At 65.0% G+C, this 14,531-nt stretch carries 18 protein-coding genes; 17 read left to right on the top strand and 1 reads right to left on the bottom strand.

The annotated features are described in order from the left end of the window. Window positions 1–34 precede the first annotated feature (34 nt). The 3 genes from AC1DSJ_RS07100 (at window position 35) to AC1DSJ_RS07090 (ending at window position 1,787) form a co-directional block, all read left to right on the top strand. Window positions 35–805, top strand: a complete 771-nt coding sequence (locus AC1DSJ_RS07100; RefSeq protein ID WP_441371184.1) for a hypothetical protein — start codon at window positions 35–37, stop codon at window positions 803–805. A gap of 110 nt (window positions 806–915) precedes the next feature. Then, the gene (locus AC1DSJ_RS07095; protein ID WP_441371183.1) at window positions 916–1,116 is read left to right on the top strand and encodes a hypothetical protein; all 201 of its coding nucleotides are present in this window, start codon (window positions 916–918) and stop codon (window positions 1,114–1,116) included. A 95-nt stretch (window positions 1,117–1,211) separates the two neighbouring features. Beyond that, window positions 1,212–1,787: a hypothetical protein gene (locus AC1DSJ_RS07090; protein WP_441371182.1), complete on the top strand. Its 576-nt coding sequence runs from the start codon at window positions 1,212–1,214 to the stop codon at window positions 1,785–1,787. A 4-nt stretch (window positions 1,788–1,791) separates the two neighbouring features. On the opposite strand, the gene AC1DSJ_RS07085 is transcribed toward AC1DSJ_RS07090, so the two are convergent. Further along, window positions 1,792–2,700: a LysR family transcriptional regulator gene (locus AC1DSJ_RS07085; protein WP_054426269.1), complete on the bottom strand. Its 909-nt coding sequence runs from the start codon at window positions 2,698–2,700 to the stop codon at window positions 1,792–1,794. 122 nt (window positions 2,701–2,822) lie between these two features. On the opposite strand from AC1DSJ_RS07085, the gene AC1DSJ_RS07080 reads away from it, so the two are divergent. The 14 genes from AC1DSJ_RS07080 (at window position 2,823) to AC1DSJ_RS07015 (ending at window position 14,482) form a co-directional block, all read left to right on the top strand. Beyond that, on the top strand, window positions 2,823–3,785 hold the full coding sequence (locus AC1DSJ_RS07080; protein WP_054426271.1) for a 3-hydroxyacyl-CoA dehydrogenase family protein: 963 nt from the start codon (window positions 2,823–2,825) through the stop codon (window positions 3,783–3,785). After that, entirely contained in the window at window positions 3,782–4,636 is an 855-nt protein-coding gene (locus tag AC1DSJ_RS07075) for a beta-keto acid cleavage family enzyme (RefSeq protein WP_054426273.1), read from the top strand. Before AC1DSJ_RS07080 ends, AC1DSJ_RS07075 begins: the two co-directional genes overlap by 4 nt. A gap of 270 nt (window positions 4,637–4,906) precedes the next feature. Then, window positions 4,907–5,065, top strand: coding sequence for a periplasmic nitrate reductase, NapE protein (napE, locus tag AC1DSJ_RS07070; RefSeq protein WP_054426275.1), 159 nt, complete (start codon window positions 4,907–4,909; stop codon window positions 5,063–5,065). Window positions 5,066–5,086: 21 nt separating this feature from the next. Beyond that, window positions 5,087–5,401 carry a chaperone NapD gene (locus AC1DSJ_RS07065; protein WP_054426277.1) on the top strand — a complete coding sequence of 105 codons (315 nt, stop codon included), beginning with the start codon at window positions 5,087–5,089 and terminating at the stop codon, window positions 5,399–5,401. Beyond that, on the top strand, window positions 5,385–7,880 hold the full coding sequence (gene napA / locus AC1DSJ_RS07060; RefSeq protein WP_054426279.1) for a periplasmic nitrate reductase subunit alpha: 2,496 nt from the start codon (window positions 5,385–5,387) through the stop codon (window positions 7,878–7,880). The genes AC1DSJ_RS07065 and napA overlap by 17 nt, the downstream gene beginning before the upstream one ends. A 19-nt stretch (window positions 7,881–7,899) precedes the next feature. Beyond that, on the top strand, window positions 7,900–8,388 hold the full coding sequence (locus AC1DSJ_RS07055; protein WP_054426281.1) for a nitrate reductase cytochrome c-type subunit: 489 nt from the start codon (window positions 7,900–7,902) through the stop codon (window positions 8,386–8,388). A 16-nt stretch (window positions 8,389–8,404) separates the two neighbouring features. Then, entirely contained in the window at window positions 8,405–9,040 is a 636-nt protein-coding gene (locus tag AC1DSJ_RS07050; protein WP_054426283.1) for a cytochrome c3 family protein, read from the top strand. Beyond that, window positions 9,027–9,779 (top strand): heme ABC exporter ATP-binding protein CcmA, encoded by a 753-nt coding sequence (gene ccmA, locus AC1DSJ_RS07045; protein ID WP_054426285.1) that lies wholly within the window; start codon window positions 9,027–9,029, stop codon window positions 9,777–9,779. The genes AC1DSJ_RS07050 and ccmA overlap by 14 nt, the downstream gene beginning before the upstream one ends. Next, complete coding sequence (ccmB, locus tag AC1DSJ_RS07040; protein ID WP_441371181.1) at window positions 9,745–10,410, top strand: heme exporter protein CcmB; 666 nt, start codon at window positions 9,745–9,747, stop codon at window positions 10,408–10,410. The genes ccmA and ccmB overlap by 35 nt, the downstream gene beginning before the upstream one ends. Window positions 10,411–10,466: 56 nt before the next feature. Next, on the top strand, window positions 10,467–11,240 hold the full coding sequence (gene ccmC / locus AC1DSJ_RS07035) for a heme ABC transporter permease CcmC (protein WP_054426390.1): 774 nt from the start codon (window positions 10,467–10,469) through the stop codon (window positions 11,238–11,240). After that, the gene (gene ccmD, locus AC1DSJ_RS07030; protein ID WP_082387181.1) at window positions 11,237–11,452 is read left to right on the top strand and encodes a heme exporter protein CcmD; all 216 of its coding nucleotides are present in this window, start codon (window positions 11,237–11,239) and stop codon (window positions 11,450–11,452) included. The genes ccmC and ccmD overlap by 4 nt, the downstream gene beginning before the upstream one ends. Beyond that, the gene (gene ccmE, locus AC1DSJ_RS07025; RefSeq protein ID WP_175169924.1) at window positions 11,449–11,937 is read left to right on the top strand and encodes a cytochrome c maturation protein CcmE; all 489 of its coding nucleotides are present in this window, start codon (window positions 11,449–11,451) and stop codon (window positions 11,935–11,937) included. The genes ccmD and ccmE overlap by 4 nt, the downstream gene beginning before the upstream one ends. After that, window positions 11,934–13,961: a heme lyase CcmF/NrfE family subunit gene (locus tag AC1DSJ_RS07020; protein ID WP_342067334.1), complete on the top strand. Its 2,028-nt coding sequence runs from the start codon at window positions 11,934–11,936 to the stop codon at window positions 13,959–13,961. The genes ccmE and AC1DSJ_RS07020 overlap by 4 nt, the downstream gene beginning before the upstream one ends. Beyond that, window positions 13,961–14,482, top strand: a complete 522-nt coding sequence (locus tag AC1DSJ_RS07015; protein WP_054426293.1) for a DsbE family thiol:disulfide interchange protein — start codon at window positions 13,961–13,963, stop codon at window positions 14,480–14,482. Before AC1DSJ_RS07020 ends, AC1DSJ_RS07015 begins: the two co-directional genes overlap by 1 nt. Window positions 14,483–14,531: the final 49 nt, after the last annotated feature.

Genomic DNA, 14,531 nt, shown 5'->3' with positions numbered 1-14,531 from the left:
ACCGTCAAAGTAACGGTCAGGCTTGGAATAAGAAATGAAGAAGCTTTCCGCAGTTGCAGTCGTTGCAGCAATGGCACTTTGTGGTTGCGCAGTCAAACAGCCCAGCCCGAGATACCAGTTAGATAAGCAAGCCAATCGGACGGCGATCCAGTCCGGCAAGCAGGTCGAGATTTTCTACCACGCTGACGAATACGTCGTGATGGATTTAGGCGGTTCCAAGTCGCTCAGCCTGCTGGGCTTGCTGGGGCCGATCGGTTTATTGGCCGGCCTTGGCGCCGACGCCGCGCACAAGTTGGATGTCAAGTCACGCACCGAACGGCGCTCGGAAGAATTCTCCGCACTGATTACCGACAATCTGCCCGGCGAGAGCCTCAACGAGAGGTTCGCCCGGCAGATTGGGGATTTGCTTGAAAAGGACGGCCGCCAGGTGAAGGTGACGCAGGTGACTCGGCCCAGCGGCAGCGGCGAACTGGCGCAAAGCACCTCCAATGATCTGGTGGCCTCGGATGGCTACATGCAGTTGATGTTGCGCGTCAGCACGGGCTATGGGGCCACGTCGGCCACCGACTCGTACAAGCCCGTGACGATCATCGAGTACGCGCTGAAGGACTCGGAAGGCACCCCGCTGATGTCGCGCGCGTTTACGCGGTTCTACGGCGAGTCGGACAAGACCTACATGACGTACGCGGGGCTACTGGGCGACTACAAGGCCGCGCGGGACGAGCTGGGCGCCAGGCTCACTTATTGGAGCGAGCCGGTTTACACCGAGATATTCCGCTTTGCCGAGCCGGTTGCAGCCGAGTAGGCGGAGGCGGCGTCCGTATTGCTGCTGACGTCCGGGTGCGCGCTCATCATGGGGTCGCCGGGCTCCAAGTCCCCGACTTTCATAGTCCTCCTATAGCCCCTTGCCGGAATGTGGCCGACCATATCGGCACCAAATTTCGGGGGGGCATCGTGACCGGACAGCGCGACCTGCACTTCAGTTTCAGCATCGTCGGCGGCATGGTGTTCGAGGTCGTCGAGTTCACGCTGGAGGAAGCGCTTTCCGAGCCTTTCATCCTGAATCTTGAGCTGGCCAGCGACGATTCAAATACCTCTTCCGCTTCACCCGCCTAGAATCCTTCACCTCTCGCCACCTCCTCATCCGCTTCAATCGCATCACCCGCCAGGTCTATCTCCATCGCCCGCCCAGTTGCGGCGGCATTGCGGTATTGCCTTGGGACGACATCCATCACGATGAAGTCCCGGGTGTGAATCTCATCGTCGGTTGGTACCCCCCCTACTCTCCGCTGCCATTCCCCAACATGGTTTTTGTCGGCAAGAAAAGCGTCAGCGAAGCCGAGATGAAAGCCGAGTGGGAATACATCCGCCGCTACATGGACGAAGGTGGCCTAGACGCCGTTGACCCGCCGCGTATCAGCTCGCACCTGCCTTTGCCCTGGCCCGCGTTCGCCGCACAGTTCGAGGCGCTAGGCCCGTACCTGCGGCACAGCGGCCCGATTACCTGGTTCGGGATGCTGCTGATCTCGCCTGCGCTGGTGGTGTTGGGCCTGGCGCATTGGGCGTCACTGTTGCTGTGCTGGCGGCCGCGCTGGCCGAAAATCATTCAGGAAGCGGGCCTGCCGGACAAACCGATTCCGCCGCTGACGACCATCGACGACTATCCGCCGGAGGTTCGGGCGGCGCTGCTGGAGAACCTACACCGCTGGGTCGTCAAGCCGGGTTCGCCGCCGCCGCGTCCCAAGCGATTCTCGCTAAAAGGACGCTGGCAGAATCGCGACCGTTGACCGCCTACCGCACCTGCGCCGCCAGATACTCCCGCAGCGTTTGCACCAGCGCTGCCGCGGCGGGCGACAGGCTGCGGTTGCGTGACGTGACCAAGCCGATCGACCGTTCCGCCACCGGCCCGATCAGCGGGCGCTGAACGATGGCGGTTTGCGACACTGCGCCCGCGGCAATCTCAGGTAGCGCCGCCACGCCGAAACCGCATTCAACCATCGCAACAATGGTGGTCAGGTGTTCGGCTTCAAACGCGGGCGTGAAGCGGATGCGGTTTTGCAGGAAGGCCCACTCTGTGTACTGCCGCACGCTGCTGGGCTGCACCATCGATACGTGCGCGGCGGTGGCGGTGTCGGCCCAGCGCAACGGTCCACGCGTTTTCGCCAGGGCGTGCGACTCGGGGATCAGCAGCAGAAAGCTGTCTGACATCAGCGGCACGTAGTGCAGGTCGGCGTGTTGGGGGTCGGCGGCGGTGAGCGCGAAGTCGACCTCGCCTGCGCGCACCAGGTCGAACGCGGGGCCAGACAAGGTGTCGCGCACTTTCAGGGCGACGTTGGGATGGTCTTGCCGATAGGCCATCAGCACGCGCGGCAGCAGTCGCGCGGCCAGCGACGGCAAGGCGGCGACCGACACCTGGCCCTGCTCGGCGCTGGTGACGCCGCTGACGGCGGCAATGGCGTCGCGGAAGGCCACCTGCAAGGTCGCGGCCTGCTGCATGAAGACTTCGCCCGCCGCCGTCAGCCGCACGGTGCGCGTGGTGCGGTCAAACAGGCGCACGCCCAGCGCCTCTTCAATGCGTTGAATCTGGGTGGACAGCGCCGATTGCGACAAATGCAGCTGCGCGGCCGCCTGGCGGAAGTTGAGCGTGCGGCCGAGCACCAGGGTGGTGTCGATATCGCGCATCGAAAGATTGATCTGCATGGTTTGCCGCCCCGCCCTATTGATCTGATTTGGCGATCATTCTATCCAAAAAATCTGATTCATCAATCAAAGCGGGTTCTCTACACTCGCCCCCAATGATGATCCAGACATAGGAGCAAACCATGCAGACGGACGCAAAAGCGCTGCCCAATCCGGGCGCGGCGCATGCAGTGGTGGTGGGCGGCGGCACGATGGGCGCTGACGTGGCGGTGGTGTTGACCCGCGCGGCCTGCCGTACGACCGTGATCGAATCGAACACCGAGCGCGCGGCGGGCCTGCCCGCCCGCGTGGCCGAGAACCTGAAGACGATAGGCCGCGAAGCCAATGCCTCGCTGCTGGCCACCGCGCCCAGCCTGGACGAGGTGGACTGGTCCACGGTTGACCTCGTCATCGAGTGCATTCCCGAACGGTTGGACATCAAGCAGGCGCTGTTTGCGGATTTGGTGCGCCGCGCGCGGCCGGACGCGATCCTGGCCAGCAACAGTTCCAGCTTCCCGATCAGCGCCATCGGCCAGGGCCTGGAGACGCGCGGCCGCATGTTGGGCCTGCACTTCTTCATGCCGGCGCATCTGGTGCCGCTAGTGGAAGTGGTGCTGGGTGAGGCCAGCGACAACGCGTGCGCAGATTCACTGATCGCCTTCATGCGCCGTTGCGGCAGTGTGCCGGTGAAGGTCAAGCAGGACCTGCCGGGCTTTCTGGCCAACCGCTTGCAGCACGCGCTGTCGCGCGAAGCGTTCGACCTGATCGACCGCGGTATCGCCTCGCCGGAAGACGTGGACGCCGCCGTGCGCTTTGGTTTCGGCTTCCGCTTTCTGGCCGCCGGCCCCGTCATGCAGCGCGACCACGCGGGCATTGATGTGCACGCCGCCGCGGGCGCGACGATGTATCCCACCTTCTGCAACGCGGACCACCCCGCGCGCTGCCTCACCGAGCGCGCCGCTGACGGCCGCTATGGCATGAAGGCGGGCGAAGGCTTCTACACCTGGACGCCCGAGACCATCGCCGCCGAGCGCGCGCGCTATGACCGCCTGCTGCGCGCCGGCCTGGACCTGATCAACCCCGAGCTGCCGGAGATTCAACCTTGAACGCCCCCGCCCTGCCGCGCGCCGCGCTGGCCGATTCCCCCGTCATCATCACCGTGGCGCCCAACGGCGCCTACAAGAAGGCCGCCGACCACCCCGCCGTGCCGTTGACGGCCGACGACCTGGCGCGTGAAGCGCGCGCCTGCCTGGACGCGGGCGCCGGCATGATGCACATGCACGTGCGCAAGCCCGACGGCAGCCATCTGCTGGACGCGCAGGCGTACCGCGACGCGCTGGCGGCCGTGGAACGCGCCGTGGGCCGCGAGCTGCTGGTGCAGGTCACGAGCGAAGCCGCGGGCGTCTACAAGGCCGCGGAACAAATCGCGCTGGTGCGTGAACTGCAACCCGAAGCCGTGTCGATCGGCCTGCGTGAAATTGCCGTGCCGGATATTCCCGAAGCGGAACTGGCGGCGTTCCTGGCCTGGATTGCCGAGCGCCGCATCATGACGCAGATCATTCTGTATGACGAAGGCGATGTGCGGCGCTGGCTGTCGCTGCGCGCGCGCGGGCTGGTGCCTCCCGGCGCGTGGTCAGTGCTGTTCGTGCTGGGCCGGTACAGCGTGGGCCAGACCTCATCCGCGTATGACTTGCTGCCCTTTCTGGCTGCCTACGATCATTCGCTGCCGTGGGCGATCTGCGCTTTCGGGCCCGAGGAAAACGCCTGCGTCACGACGGCGGCGGCGTTCGGGGGCCACATGCGCGTGGGCTTCGAAAATAATCTGAAGCTGCGCGACGGCGGCATTGCTCCGGGCAATGCCGACCTGGTGCGCCAAGCCGCCGAAGGCGCCCGCGCGCTGGGCCGGCCCTTGGCCACGGCAGAAGATGCGCGCCGCATCTACGGCGCAATCGGCTGATCCAGCGAAGCGCTCGCCCTTCCAGTAGGAAGCCCTCACCCTTCCTACTGGAAGCCGTCACCCTTCTTCTGATTAGCAACGCGAATCAGTACGGCTGCCTGACGCTTGCCCCGGACACCCGTCCGGGCAAGCGTCAGGCACCTGCCTATACAGCGCCAATTCATGATTGTTTCGCCGTGATGCAACATTGACGGCATGTAAAAGCACTGCTAAAAACTTCGACATCCGCACGTTCAATGCAATACCCCAACTGTCAAAGTGAGGTGGTGTGTGCAAAACGAGTCTGATGGCTATACCAAGCCGCAGGAGCTGCGAAGCTTTCTGTTCCTGACGGCAGTCATGGCCCCCGTCCTTACGGTCATCATCGTGGCGGGATACGGTTTCATCGTCTGGTTCTACCAGCTGCTTGCCGGCCCTCCGGGCAGCTGAACAGACGCGACGGAACCCTCCATGTCCGCGCTTCCCCCCCTTGCGCCCGCTGCGGCGCCCGAGCTGCACATCGCGAGCCTGGTGGTGCACGCCCTGCCCCAACGACTGCCCGAGGTCCGCGCCGCGATATTGGCGATTGCGGGATCGGAAATCCATGGCGCGTCCGACACCGGCAAGCTGGTCGTCACGCTGGAAGCGCCCTCCACCGACGACATGATGGCGCGGATCTCCGAGATCCAGCGCCTGGATGGCGTGTTGGCTTCGGCGCTGGTCTACCAGCACGCCGACACGCTCGCCGCGATGAACGAGGAGATTGGCGATGTCCATGGCTCGTAGAGACTTCATCAAGCAATCCGCAGCGGCTGCCGCCGCCACCGTGGCCGGCATTCCCATCGTGGGCTACACGCAGAACATCGTGACCGAATCCGAGGCCGCCAAACTGAAATGGTCGAAGGCGCCCTGTCGATTCTGCGGGACCGGCTGCGGCGTGAACGTCGCGGTGAAAGACAACCAGGTCGTGGCCACGCATGGCGATTTCAACGCCGAGGTCAACAAGGGCCTGAACTGCGTCAAGGGCTATTTCCTGTCGAAGATCATGTACGGCAACGACCGGTTGACGACCCCGTTGTTGCGGATGAAAGACGGCAAGTACGCCAAGGACGGCGAGTTCGCGCCGGTGTCCTGGGACCAGGCCTTTGACGTGATGGCCGAACAGTTCAAGCGGGTGTTGAAGGACAAAGGGCCGACTGCGGTGGGCATGTTCGGTTCAGGGCAATGGACCGTATGGGAAGGCTACGCCGCACTCAAGCTGATGAAGGCGGGCTTCCGGTCAAACAACCTGGACCCGAACGCGCGGCACTGTATGGCGTCGGCCGCCGTGGGCTTCATGCGCACCTTCGGCGCCGACGAACCCATGGGCTGTTATGACGACATCGAGAACGCCGACGCCTTCGTGCTGTGGGGTTCGAACATGGCCGAGATGCACCCCATTCTGTGGACGCGCGTCACCGACCGGCGTTTGTCTGCGCCCAAGACCAAGGTGGCGGTGCTGTCCACCTTCGAGCACCGCTCGTACGAACTGGCCGACCTGACGCTGACGTTCACGCCGCAAACGGACCTGGCCATTCTGAACTACATCGCCAACTACATCATCCAGACCAAGCGCGTGAACCGCGACTTCGTGGACAAGCACACGGTGTTTCACGAAGGCAATACCGACATCGGCTATGGCTTGCGGCCCGACCACCCCTTGCAAAAGGCCGCCAAGAACGCCGACAAGGCCGGCGGCTCCAAGCCCATCACCTATGACGACTTTGCGAAGTTCGTCTCAAAGTACGACCTGGAATACACGTCCAAACTGACCGGCGTGCCGCAAAAGCAATTGCAGGATCTGGCTGAGCTTTACGCCGACCCGAAAATCCGCGTGACGTCATTCTGGACAATGGGTTTCAACCAGCACACGCGCGGAGTGTGGGCCAACAACATGGTCTACAACATCCACCTGCTGACGGGCAAAATCTCCACGCCGGGCAACAGCCCGTTCTCGTTGACGGGGCAGCCTTCGGCCTGTGGCACCGCGCGCGAAGTGGGCACGTTCTCGCATCGCCTGCCCGCCGACCTGGTGGTCACCAACCCCAAGCACCGCGCGCATGCCGAAGCATTGTGGCAACTGCCCGACGGCACCATCCCCGACAAGGTGGGCGCGCACGCCGTGCTGCAAAACCGCATGCTGAAAGACGGGCAGATCAACGCCTACTGGGTGATGGTCAACAACAATATGCAGGCCGCCGCCAACCTGATGAATGAAGGTTTGCCCGGCTACCGCAACCCCGACAACTTCATCGTTGTGTCGGACGCCTACCCCACCGTCACCACCATTTCCGCCGACCTGATCCTGCCCGCCGCGATGTGGGTGGAAAAGGAAGGCGCCTATGGCAACGCAGAACGGCGCACGCAGTTCTGGCATCAGCTGGTGAATGCGCCGGGCGATGCGCGCTCTGATTTGTGGCAGCTGATGGAGTTTTCCAAGCGCTTCAAGGTGGAAGAAGTGTGGCCGGCGGACTTGTTGGCGAAAAAGCCCGAGTACCGCGGCAAGACGCTGTTCGACGTGCTGTTCGCCAATGGCAAGGTCAACAAATTCCCCAACAGCGAATTGAACGCCGACTACGAAAACCAGGAAGCGAAGGCGTTCGGTTTCTATGCGCAGAAAGGGCTGTTCGAGGAGTACGCGGAATTCGGCCGCGGCCACGGCCACGACCTGGCGCCGTTTGACACCTACCACGAAGCGCGCGGCCTGCGCTGGCCGGTCGTCAATGGCAAGGAAACGCTGTGGCGCTACCGCGAAGGCAGCGACCCTTACGTCAAAGCCGGCGCGGGCTTCGAGTTCTACGGCAACCCGGACGGCCGCGCCGTCATCTACGCCCTGCCCTACGAGCCGCCCCCGGAATCGCCAGACCAGGAATATCCGTTCTGGCTGTCCACCGGCCGCGTGCTGGAGCACTGGCATTCGGGTTCGATGACGCGGCGCGTGCCTGAGCTGTATCGCGCCTTTCCCAACGCGGTCTGTTTCATGCACCCCGACGATGCGCAGGCGATGGGCCTGCGCCGCGGCGTGGAAGTCGAGATCGTGTCGCGGCGCGGCAAGATGCGCACGCGGCTTGAGACGCGCGGGCGCAACAAGCCGCCGCGCGGCCTTGTCTTCGTGCCCTGGTTTGACGCCGGCCAGCTGATCAACAAGGTCACGCTGGACGCCACCGACCCGATCTCGTTCCAGACCGACTTCAAGAAGTGCGCGGTCAAGATCGTCAAGGTCTGAAGGCGCCCGGGAGACAGCCATGAACGTACGCGCTACCGCCATCGCCATCGTGATCGCCATCGGCTCGGCCCTGAGTTCGGCCGCCTGGGCCGCCCCGCCGCTTGAGGTCGAAGACCCCATGCGCGGCCCTACGCCAATTGCCGAGGAAACCAATCCGCCGCTGATCAGCCCGATTGAAAACAAGGACATCAAGCGGATGCGGACGTATTCGATGCAGCCACCCACCATTCCGCACAAGATCGACGGCTATCAGATCGACAAGAACTACAACCGCTGCCTGGCCTGCCATGCCCGCGTGAACACCGAGGAAACGCAGGCGCCACCCTTAAGCGTGACGCACTACATGGACCGCGACAGCAATGTGCTGGCCGAGGTGTCGCCGCGCCGCTATTTCTGTGTGCAATGCCACGTGCCGCAGGCCGAGGCCAAACCGCTGGTGTCGAACACGTATGAAGACATCGACGTGATCCTCAAGCGCCTGACCGCCCCGGCGTCCCAGAAGAAGTAAGGAAGAGGACGCCGCCATGTTCAAGCTTCTGAAGCGCTACTGGAACATCATCCGCCGCCCCAGCGTGCATTTCAGCCTGGGCTTTCTGACGATCGGCGGCTTTATTGGCGGCATCCTGTTCTGGGGCGCCTTCAACACCGCAATGGAACTGACCAACACCGAAAAATTCTGCACCGGCTGCCACGAAATGCGCGACAACGTGTACGCCGAATTGAAGGGCACCATCCACTTCACCAACCGGTCAGGCGTGCGCGCGCTGTGTTCCGACTGCCACGTGCCGCACAACTGGACGGACAAGATCGCGCGCAAGATGCAGGCGTCCAAGGAAGTGTGGGGCAAGATCTTCGGCACCATCGACACACGGGAAAAGTTTGTGGACAAGCGGCTGGAACTGGCGCAGCACGAATGGGCGCGCTTCAAGGCCAACGATTCGCTGGAATGCCGCAACTGCCATAACTACGAATACATGGACTTCACGCGCCAGAGCGTGCGTGCGCAGAACATGCACAGCACGTATCTGGCGGACAAGTCCAAGACCTGCATCGATTGCCACAAGGGCATTGCCCACACGCTGCCGCACATTCCACCGGGCCAGACTTCCGATGCAACACCGCCCGGCGCGCCCAAAGAGGTTGCGAATGCGGCCCGCTGACGCCCCGCCGCCGATGCTGGCGGCTTGCGCGCTACGCAGCCCGCGCGGGGGACTGAACGGCGGACAGGTTGGCGGCCCCCATGGCGAACGCAGTGGCCCACTCCATGGCGAACCCGATGGCTTACGCGCGGTCAGCTTTGATCTGCACGCCGGCCAGCTGCTGCATGTGCAAGGCGCCAACGGCAGCGGCAAGACGAGCTTGCTGCGCATGCTGGCGGGGCTGCTGCGCCCGCTGTCCGGCGACTTGTATGCACAAGGCAGCAACTTCCGGCAAGACCCATCCGCCTACTTCGCCCGCGTGGCGTTTCTGGGCCACGCCAATGGGCTGACCGGCGAGTTGAGCGCATTGGAGAACATGCGGTATAGCCTGCACGTGGCAGGCACGCCGCAAGACGATGACGCCATCGCAAGCGCCTTGCGCACCTGGCGCCTGGATGCCTGTCTGCACACCCCTGCCGCGCGCCTGTCGCAAGGCCAGGGCCGCCGGCTGGCGCTGGCCGCCGTGGTGCTGGGCGGCAAGCCGTTATGGCTGCTGGACGAACCCGATGCGGGGCTGGACGCGGCCAGCCTGGATCAGTTGTGGACGGCCCTGGATGCGCACCTGGACGCCGGCGGCGCAGCGGTGGTGGCGTCGCACCGCAAGCCGAATGCGGTGGCAGCGGCCGCAACCCGCACGCAAACCCTCAACCTGGATGACTACGCGGATGCTGGCTACGCTGTCTCAGTTGGCGCTGCGTGATATCCGGCTCGCCTGGCGCCGGCCCGCCGATACGTTGGGCGCCACGCTGTTCTTCATCGTTGCGGGCTCGTTGTTCCCGCTGGCAATAGGCCCGGACCCCGCGTTGCTGCTGGCCATCGGGCCAGGCGTGCTGTGGGTCTGCGCGCTGCTGGGCATCCTGCTGAGCCTGCATCGTCCGTTTTCCCAAGACCATGACAGCGGCGCGCTGGAACAGTTGCTGGTGTCACCGCATCCGCTGCCCTTGCTGGTGGGCGTGAAGCTGGCCGCGCACTGGTTCAGCGTGTGCTTGCCGCTGATACTCGCCAGCCCCGTGCTGGCCTTGCAATTCGGCTTGCCGCCCGAGGCAATTGGCGTGCTTGCGCTATCGCTGCTGCTGGGTACCCCCACGCTGGCGCTGGTGGGCGGGCTGGGCGCGGCGCTGACGCTGGGTTTGCGCGGCGGCGCGCTCTTGCCCTTGCTGGTGCTGCCGCTGTATGTGCCCGTGCTGATCTTTGGCGCGGGCGCGGTGTCGGCCACGCACGCGGGCTTGGCCGCCGGGCCGCAATTGTCGCTGCTGGGCGCCTGCCTGTGCCTGGCCATTCTGTTGTGCCCCTGGAGCGCGTCCGCCGCGCTGCGCGTGGCGCTGGACTAAGAGGCCCCATGCAGAAGCTTCCCGCCTTCCATTCGCCTCAGCCCTCGCCGGGGTCCATGTCACCGTCGCTGCCGGGCTCAGCGCACGCCGCCGCGTCTGGCTCGGGCTGGATGCGTTACGCATCGCCGGCGGTGTTTTACCCGCTGGCCGGGCGGCTGATTCCGCTGCTGGCGCTGGCCGCCGCGTTATTCGCCGCCGCGGGCCTGGTGGTGGGGCTGGCGGTTGCGCCTACCGACAGCCAGCAGGGCGAGGTCTACCGCATTCTTTTCATCCATGTGGCGGCGGCGTGGATGTCGATGTTTCTGTATCTGGTGATGGCCGGGTATGCCGCGCTGGGCCTGATTTACAACACGCGGCTGTCGTTCATGATGATGCGTGCGCTGGCGCCCACGGGTGCGCTGTTCACCTTCCTGACCTTGTGGACAGGCGCGTTGTGGGGCAAGCCCACGTGGGGCGCGTGGTGGGTGTGGGATGCGCGCCTGACGTCGGAATTGATTCTGCTGTTCTTATATTTGGGCTTCATGGCCTTGCAGGCCGCCACCGACGACATCCGGCGCGCCGATCGCGGCGGCGCCATTCTGCTGCTGGCCGGCGTGGTGAATGTGCCCATCATCTATTTCTCGGTGCGCTGGTGGAGCACGCTGCATCAAGGCGCGTCCATCAATCTGACGGCCGCGCCCAGCATGGCGCGCATCATGGTCACCGCCATGCTGCTGATGGTGGCGGCGTTCTGGCTATACAGCGCGGCCGTGGCGCTGGCGCGCGTGCGCGGCATCATCGCGGAGCGTGAGCCGGGCGTGCTGCACGCCAACGCGAAGGAGGCCCGATGACTTGGGATGCGATCTTTTCCCTTCAGGGGCATGGTCCGTACATTCTGGGCGCGTATGGCGTGACGGCGGTGCTGATGGGCGTGGAAGTCATGCTGCTGTGGCGCCGCGCACGCGTTCGCCGCGATAGGCGCGCGGGTGCGGATCGCCCCGGTGTGGACCGCCCCGGTATGGACCGCCCCGGTACCGTCCGCCCCGATGAGGACCGCCCATGACCCCGCGCAAGCGTCGCGCCTTGGCCATCTCGGGCGGGCTCGGCCTGCTGGCGCTGGCCACCGCGCTGGTGCTCAACGCATTGCAATCCAATCTGGTGTTCTTCTTCAGCCCGTCTCAAGTGGCGGCCAAGGAAGCGCCGCGCACCGGCAGTTTCCGCGTGGGCGGGCTGGTGGAGCCAGGCTCGGTCCGCCGCGACGCCGACGGCCTGACCTTGCGCTTCATCGTGACGGACACCGCGCACACCGTACCCGTCACCTACCAAGGTTTGTTGCCCGACCTGTTCCGCGAGGGCAAGGGCGTCGTCGCCGCCGGCAAGCTGGATGCCGACGGCGTATTCCGCGCCACCGAGGTGTTGGCCAAGCACGATGAAAACTACATGCCGCCCGAAGCCGCCGACGCGTTGAAGCGGGCGGGCAACAAAGGTCCCGCCAACGCCAACGCCACGGCCACGGCCAACAGCGCCATGCGGGCGGAGGCGCGATGATTCCCGAGATCGGCCTTTTCAGCCTGATCCTGGCGCTGCTGGTGGCGCTGGCGCAAACGACGCTGCCGCTGATTGGCGCGGCCACTGGCTGGCAAGCGGGGCTGCGCGTGGCCCGGCCCGCCGCTGTCGGCCAATTCGCGCTGACGACGCTGGCCTTTGGCTGCCTGGCCTGGTCGTTCGTGCATAACGATTTTTCGGTGCTGTACGTGGCGGGCAATTCGCATGCCGACCTGCCCGCCGCCTACCGTTTCGCCGCTGTGTGGGGCGGGCATGAGGGCTCGCTGCTGCTATGGCTGTACTTGCTTACCGCCTGGACCTTGGCCGTGGCCGTCTTCAGCCGCCGCCTGCCGCTGCCCTTTGCCGCCCGCGTGCTGGCGGTGATGGGCGGGATCAGCGTGGGCTTTCTGCTGTTTCTGCTGTTTCTGTCCAACCCGTTTGAACGGCTGATGCCCCCCGCCATGGCCGGCCGCGACCTGAACCCGTTGCTGCAAGACCCCGGCATGATCGTGCATCCGCCCATGCTGTACATGGGGTATGTGGGATTTTCGGTGGCCTTCGCCTTCGCCATCGCCGCGCTGCTGTCGGGCGAGCTGGACGCACTGTGGGCACGCTGGGTGCGGCCCTGGACGCTGGCGGCGTGGACATTTCTGACCGTCGGCATTTTGCTGGGCAGCGCGTGGGCGTACTACGTGCTGGGCTGGGGCGGCTGGTGGTTCTGGGACCCGGTGGAGAACGCGTCGTTCATGCCCTGGCTGGCAGGCACCGCGCTGATTCATTCGCTGATCGTCACCGAGCGGCGCGGCGCGTTTCGCAGTTGGACGGTGTTGCTGGCGATCTGCACGTTTTCGCTCAGCATCCTGGGCACGTTCCTGGTGCGCTCGGGCGTGCTGACGTCTGTCCACGCGTTCGCCGTAGACCCGGGGCGCGGCCTGTACATCCTGGCCTTCATGACGGTGATCGTCGGCGGGTCGTTGATGCTGTATGCCTGGCGCGCGCCCACGGTCGGACTGGGCGGCGGCTTTGCGTTGCTGTCGCGTGAATCGCTGTTGCTGTCGAACAACGTGGTGTTGACGGTAGCGGCCGGCTCCGTGCTGCTGGGCACGCTGTATCCCGTGGTGCTGGACGTATTGGACTGGGGCAAGATCTCGATCGGGCCACCCTACTTCGAAGCCGTGTTCGTGCCGTTGATGACGCCCGCCATTTTTCTGATGGGGGTCGGACCTGTGGCGCGCTGGAAGCAGGCCGAGGTGCCAGAACTGGCCCGCCGCTTGCGCGCCGCCTTCGCCGTCAGTGTAGCCACCGCCGTGCTGTTGCCGCTGGCCATGCCCGGCCCGCTGCGGCTGGGTTCGCCGATGATCATGCTGGGCCTGTGGCTGGCGGCGTGGGCAGTCGCCAGCGCCGCCGTCCACGCCTGGCAACGTCTGAACGACAAGACCGACGGGCGCGGACAATGGCTGCGCCGCCTGGGCAGGCAGCCGCGCAGCTGGTACGGCATGCTGCTGGCGCATGCGGGCGTGGGCATCTTCATTGCCGGCGTCACGCTGGCCAACGGCTATGAGGTCAAGCACGAGCTACGCCTGGAGCTGGGCGCCACGCAGGAAGCGGGCGGCTACCAATTCACATTCGCCAGCCTCGCGCCAGCAACCGGGCCGAACTACAGTGCGCAGCGCGCGGTGTTTCCCGTCACGCGCAACGGCAAGCCGGTGGTGACGCTGTACCCGGAAAAGCGCTTGTACACGGTGCAGGACATGGCGCTGAGCCAGGCGGATATTGACAGCGGCTTCACGCGCGACCTGTTCGTGGCGCTGGGCGAACCCGTGGGCGACACGGCGTGGACGGTGCGTATTCAGGTCAAACCCTTCATGACATGGATCTGGACGGGCTGCCTGCTGATGGCGCTGGGCGGATTGCTGGCGGCGGGCGACAAGCGCTATCGCCGCACGCAAGAAGCGGGGGTGCGCGATCCGAAAACCTTGCCCCCCGATAGCCGCCCAGTTCACCACGCATCGCGGGAGGGCGTCTGATGCTGCGCTACCTGCTGCCGCTGGGCGTGTTCATGGCGATGGCCATTTTCCTGGCGATGGGCCTGTCGCGTGACCCACGCGCCGTGCCGTCCGCCATGATCGACAAGCCCGCCCCCGCAATCAGCCTGCCGCTGCTGCAAGCGCCGGGCCAACAATTGGATGTGCAATCGCTGCGCGGGCAGGTGTGGCTGCTGAACGTGTGGGCGTCGTGGTGCGCGCCCTGCCGCGAAGAATTGCCCGTGCTGCGCGAAGCCGCCCAGCGCCACGGCGTGCCGTTGTATGGGTTGAACTACAAAGACAAACCGGACGACGCGCTGGCCTGGCTGGCGCGCAATGGCAACCCGTACATCGCGTCGGCGTCCGACACCGATGGCCGCGTCGGGATCGAATACGGCGTCTACGGCGTGCCGGAAACGTTTGTGATCGATGGCGCAGGGCGTATTCGCTACAAGCAGCTGGGGCTGATCACCCCGGAGATCTGGCGCACGCGGATTCAGCCGCTGATCAAGGAGCTGAAATGACGGCGCGCCGGCAAGGGATGACTGCGCTGACGCTGAGGGAGAGGTTGGC

The organism is Achromobacter sp. 01N37 (assembly GCF_056399725.1).
This window is presented reverse-complemented; position numbering and strand designations above follow the sequence as displayed.

Bases quoted from the DNA above. Each gene is read 5' to 3' on its own strand.
- AC1DSJ_RS07100 (WP_441371184.1), top strand. From the start codon at position 35: ATGAAGAAGCTTTCCGCAGTTGCAGTCGTTGCAGCAATGGCACTTTGT.
- AC1DSJ_RS07085 (WP_054426269.1), bottom strand. From the start codon at position 2,700: ATGCAGATCAATCTTTCGATGCGCGATATCGACACCACCCTGGTGCTC.
- AC1DSJ_RS07080 (WP_054426271.1), top strand. From the start codon at position 2,823: ATGCAGACGGACGCAAAAGCGCTGCCCAATCCGGGCGCGGCGCATGCA.
- AC1DSJ_RS07065 (WP_054426277.1), top strand. From the start codon at position 5,087: ATGTCCGCGCTTCCCCCCCTTGCGCCCGCTGCGGCGCCCGAGCTGCAC.
- napA (WP_054426279.1), top strand. From the start codon at position 5,385: ATGTCCATGGCTCGTAGAGACTTCATCAAGCAATCCGCAGCGGCTGCC.
- AC1DSJ_RS07055 (WP_054426281.1), top strand. From the start codon at position 7,900: ATGAACGTACGCGCTACCGCCATCGCCATCGTGATCGCCATCGGCTCG.
- AC1DSJ_RS07050 (WP_054426283.1), top strand. From the start codon at position 8,405: ATGTTCAAGCTTCTGAAGCGCTACTGGAACATCATCCGCCGCCCCAGC.
- ccmA (WP_054426285.1), top strand. From the start codon at position 9,027: ATGCGGCCCGCTGACGCCCCGCCGCCGATGCTGGCGGCTTGCGCGCTA.
- ccmB (WP_441371181.1), top strand. From the start codon at position 9,745: ATGCTGGCTACGCTGTCTCAGTTGGCGCTGCGTGATATCCGGCTCGCC.
- ccmC (WP_054426390.1), top strand. From the start codon at position 10,467: ATGTCACCGTCGCTGCCGGGCTCAGCGCACGCCGCCGCGTCTGGCTCG.
- ccmD (WP_082387181.1), top strand. From the start codon at position 11,237: ATGACTTGGGATGCGATCTTTTCCCTTCAGGGGCATGGTCCGTACATT.
- ccmE (WP_175169924.1), top strand. From the start codon at position 11,449: ATGACCCCGCGCAAGCGTCGCGCCTTGGCCATCTCGGGCGGGCTCGGC.
- AC1DSJ_RS07020 (WP_342067334.1), top strand. From the start codon at position 11,934: ATGATTCCCGAGATCGGCCTTTTCAGCCTGATCCTGGCGCTGCTGGTG.
- AC1DSJ_RS07015 (WP_054426293.1), top strand. From the start codon at position 13,961: ATGCTGCGCTACCTGCTGCCGCTGGGCGTGTTCATGGCGATGGCCATT.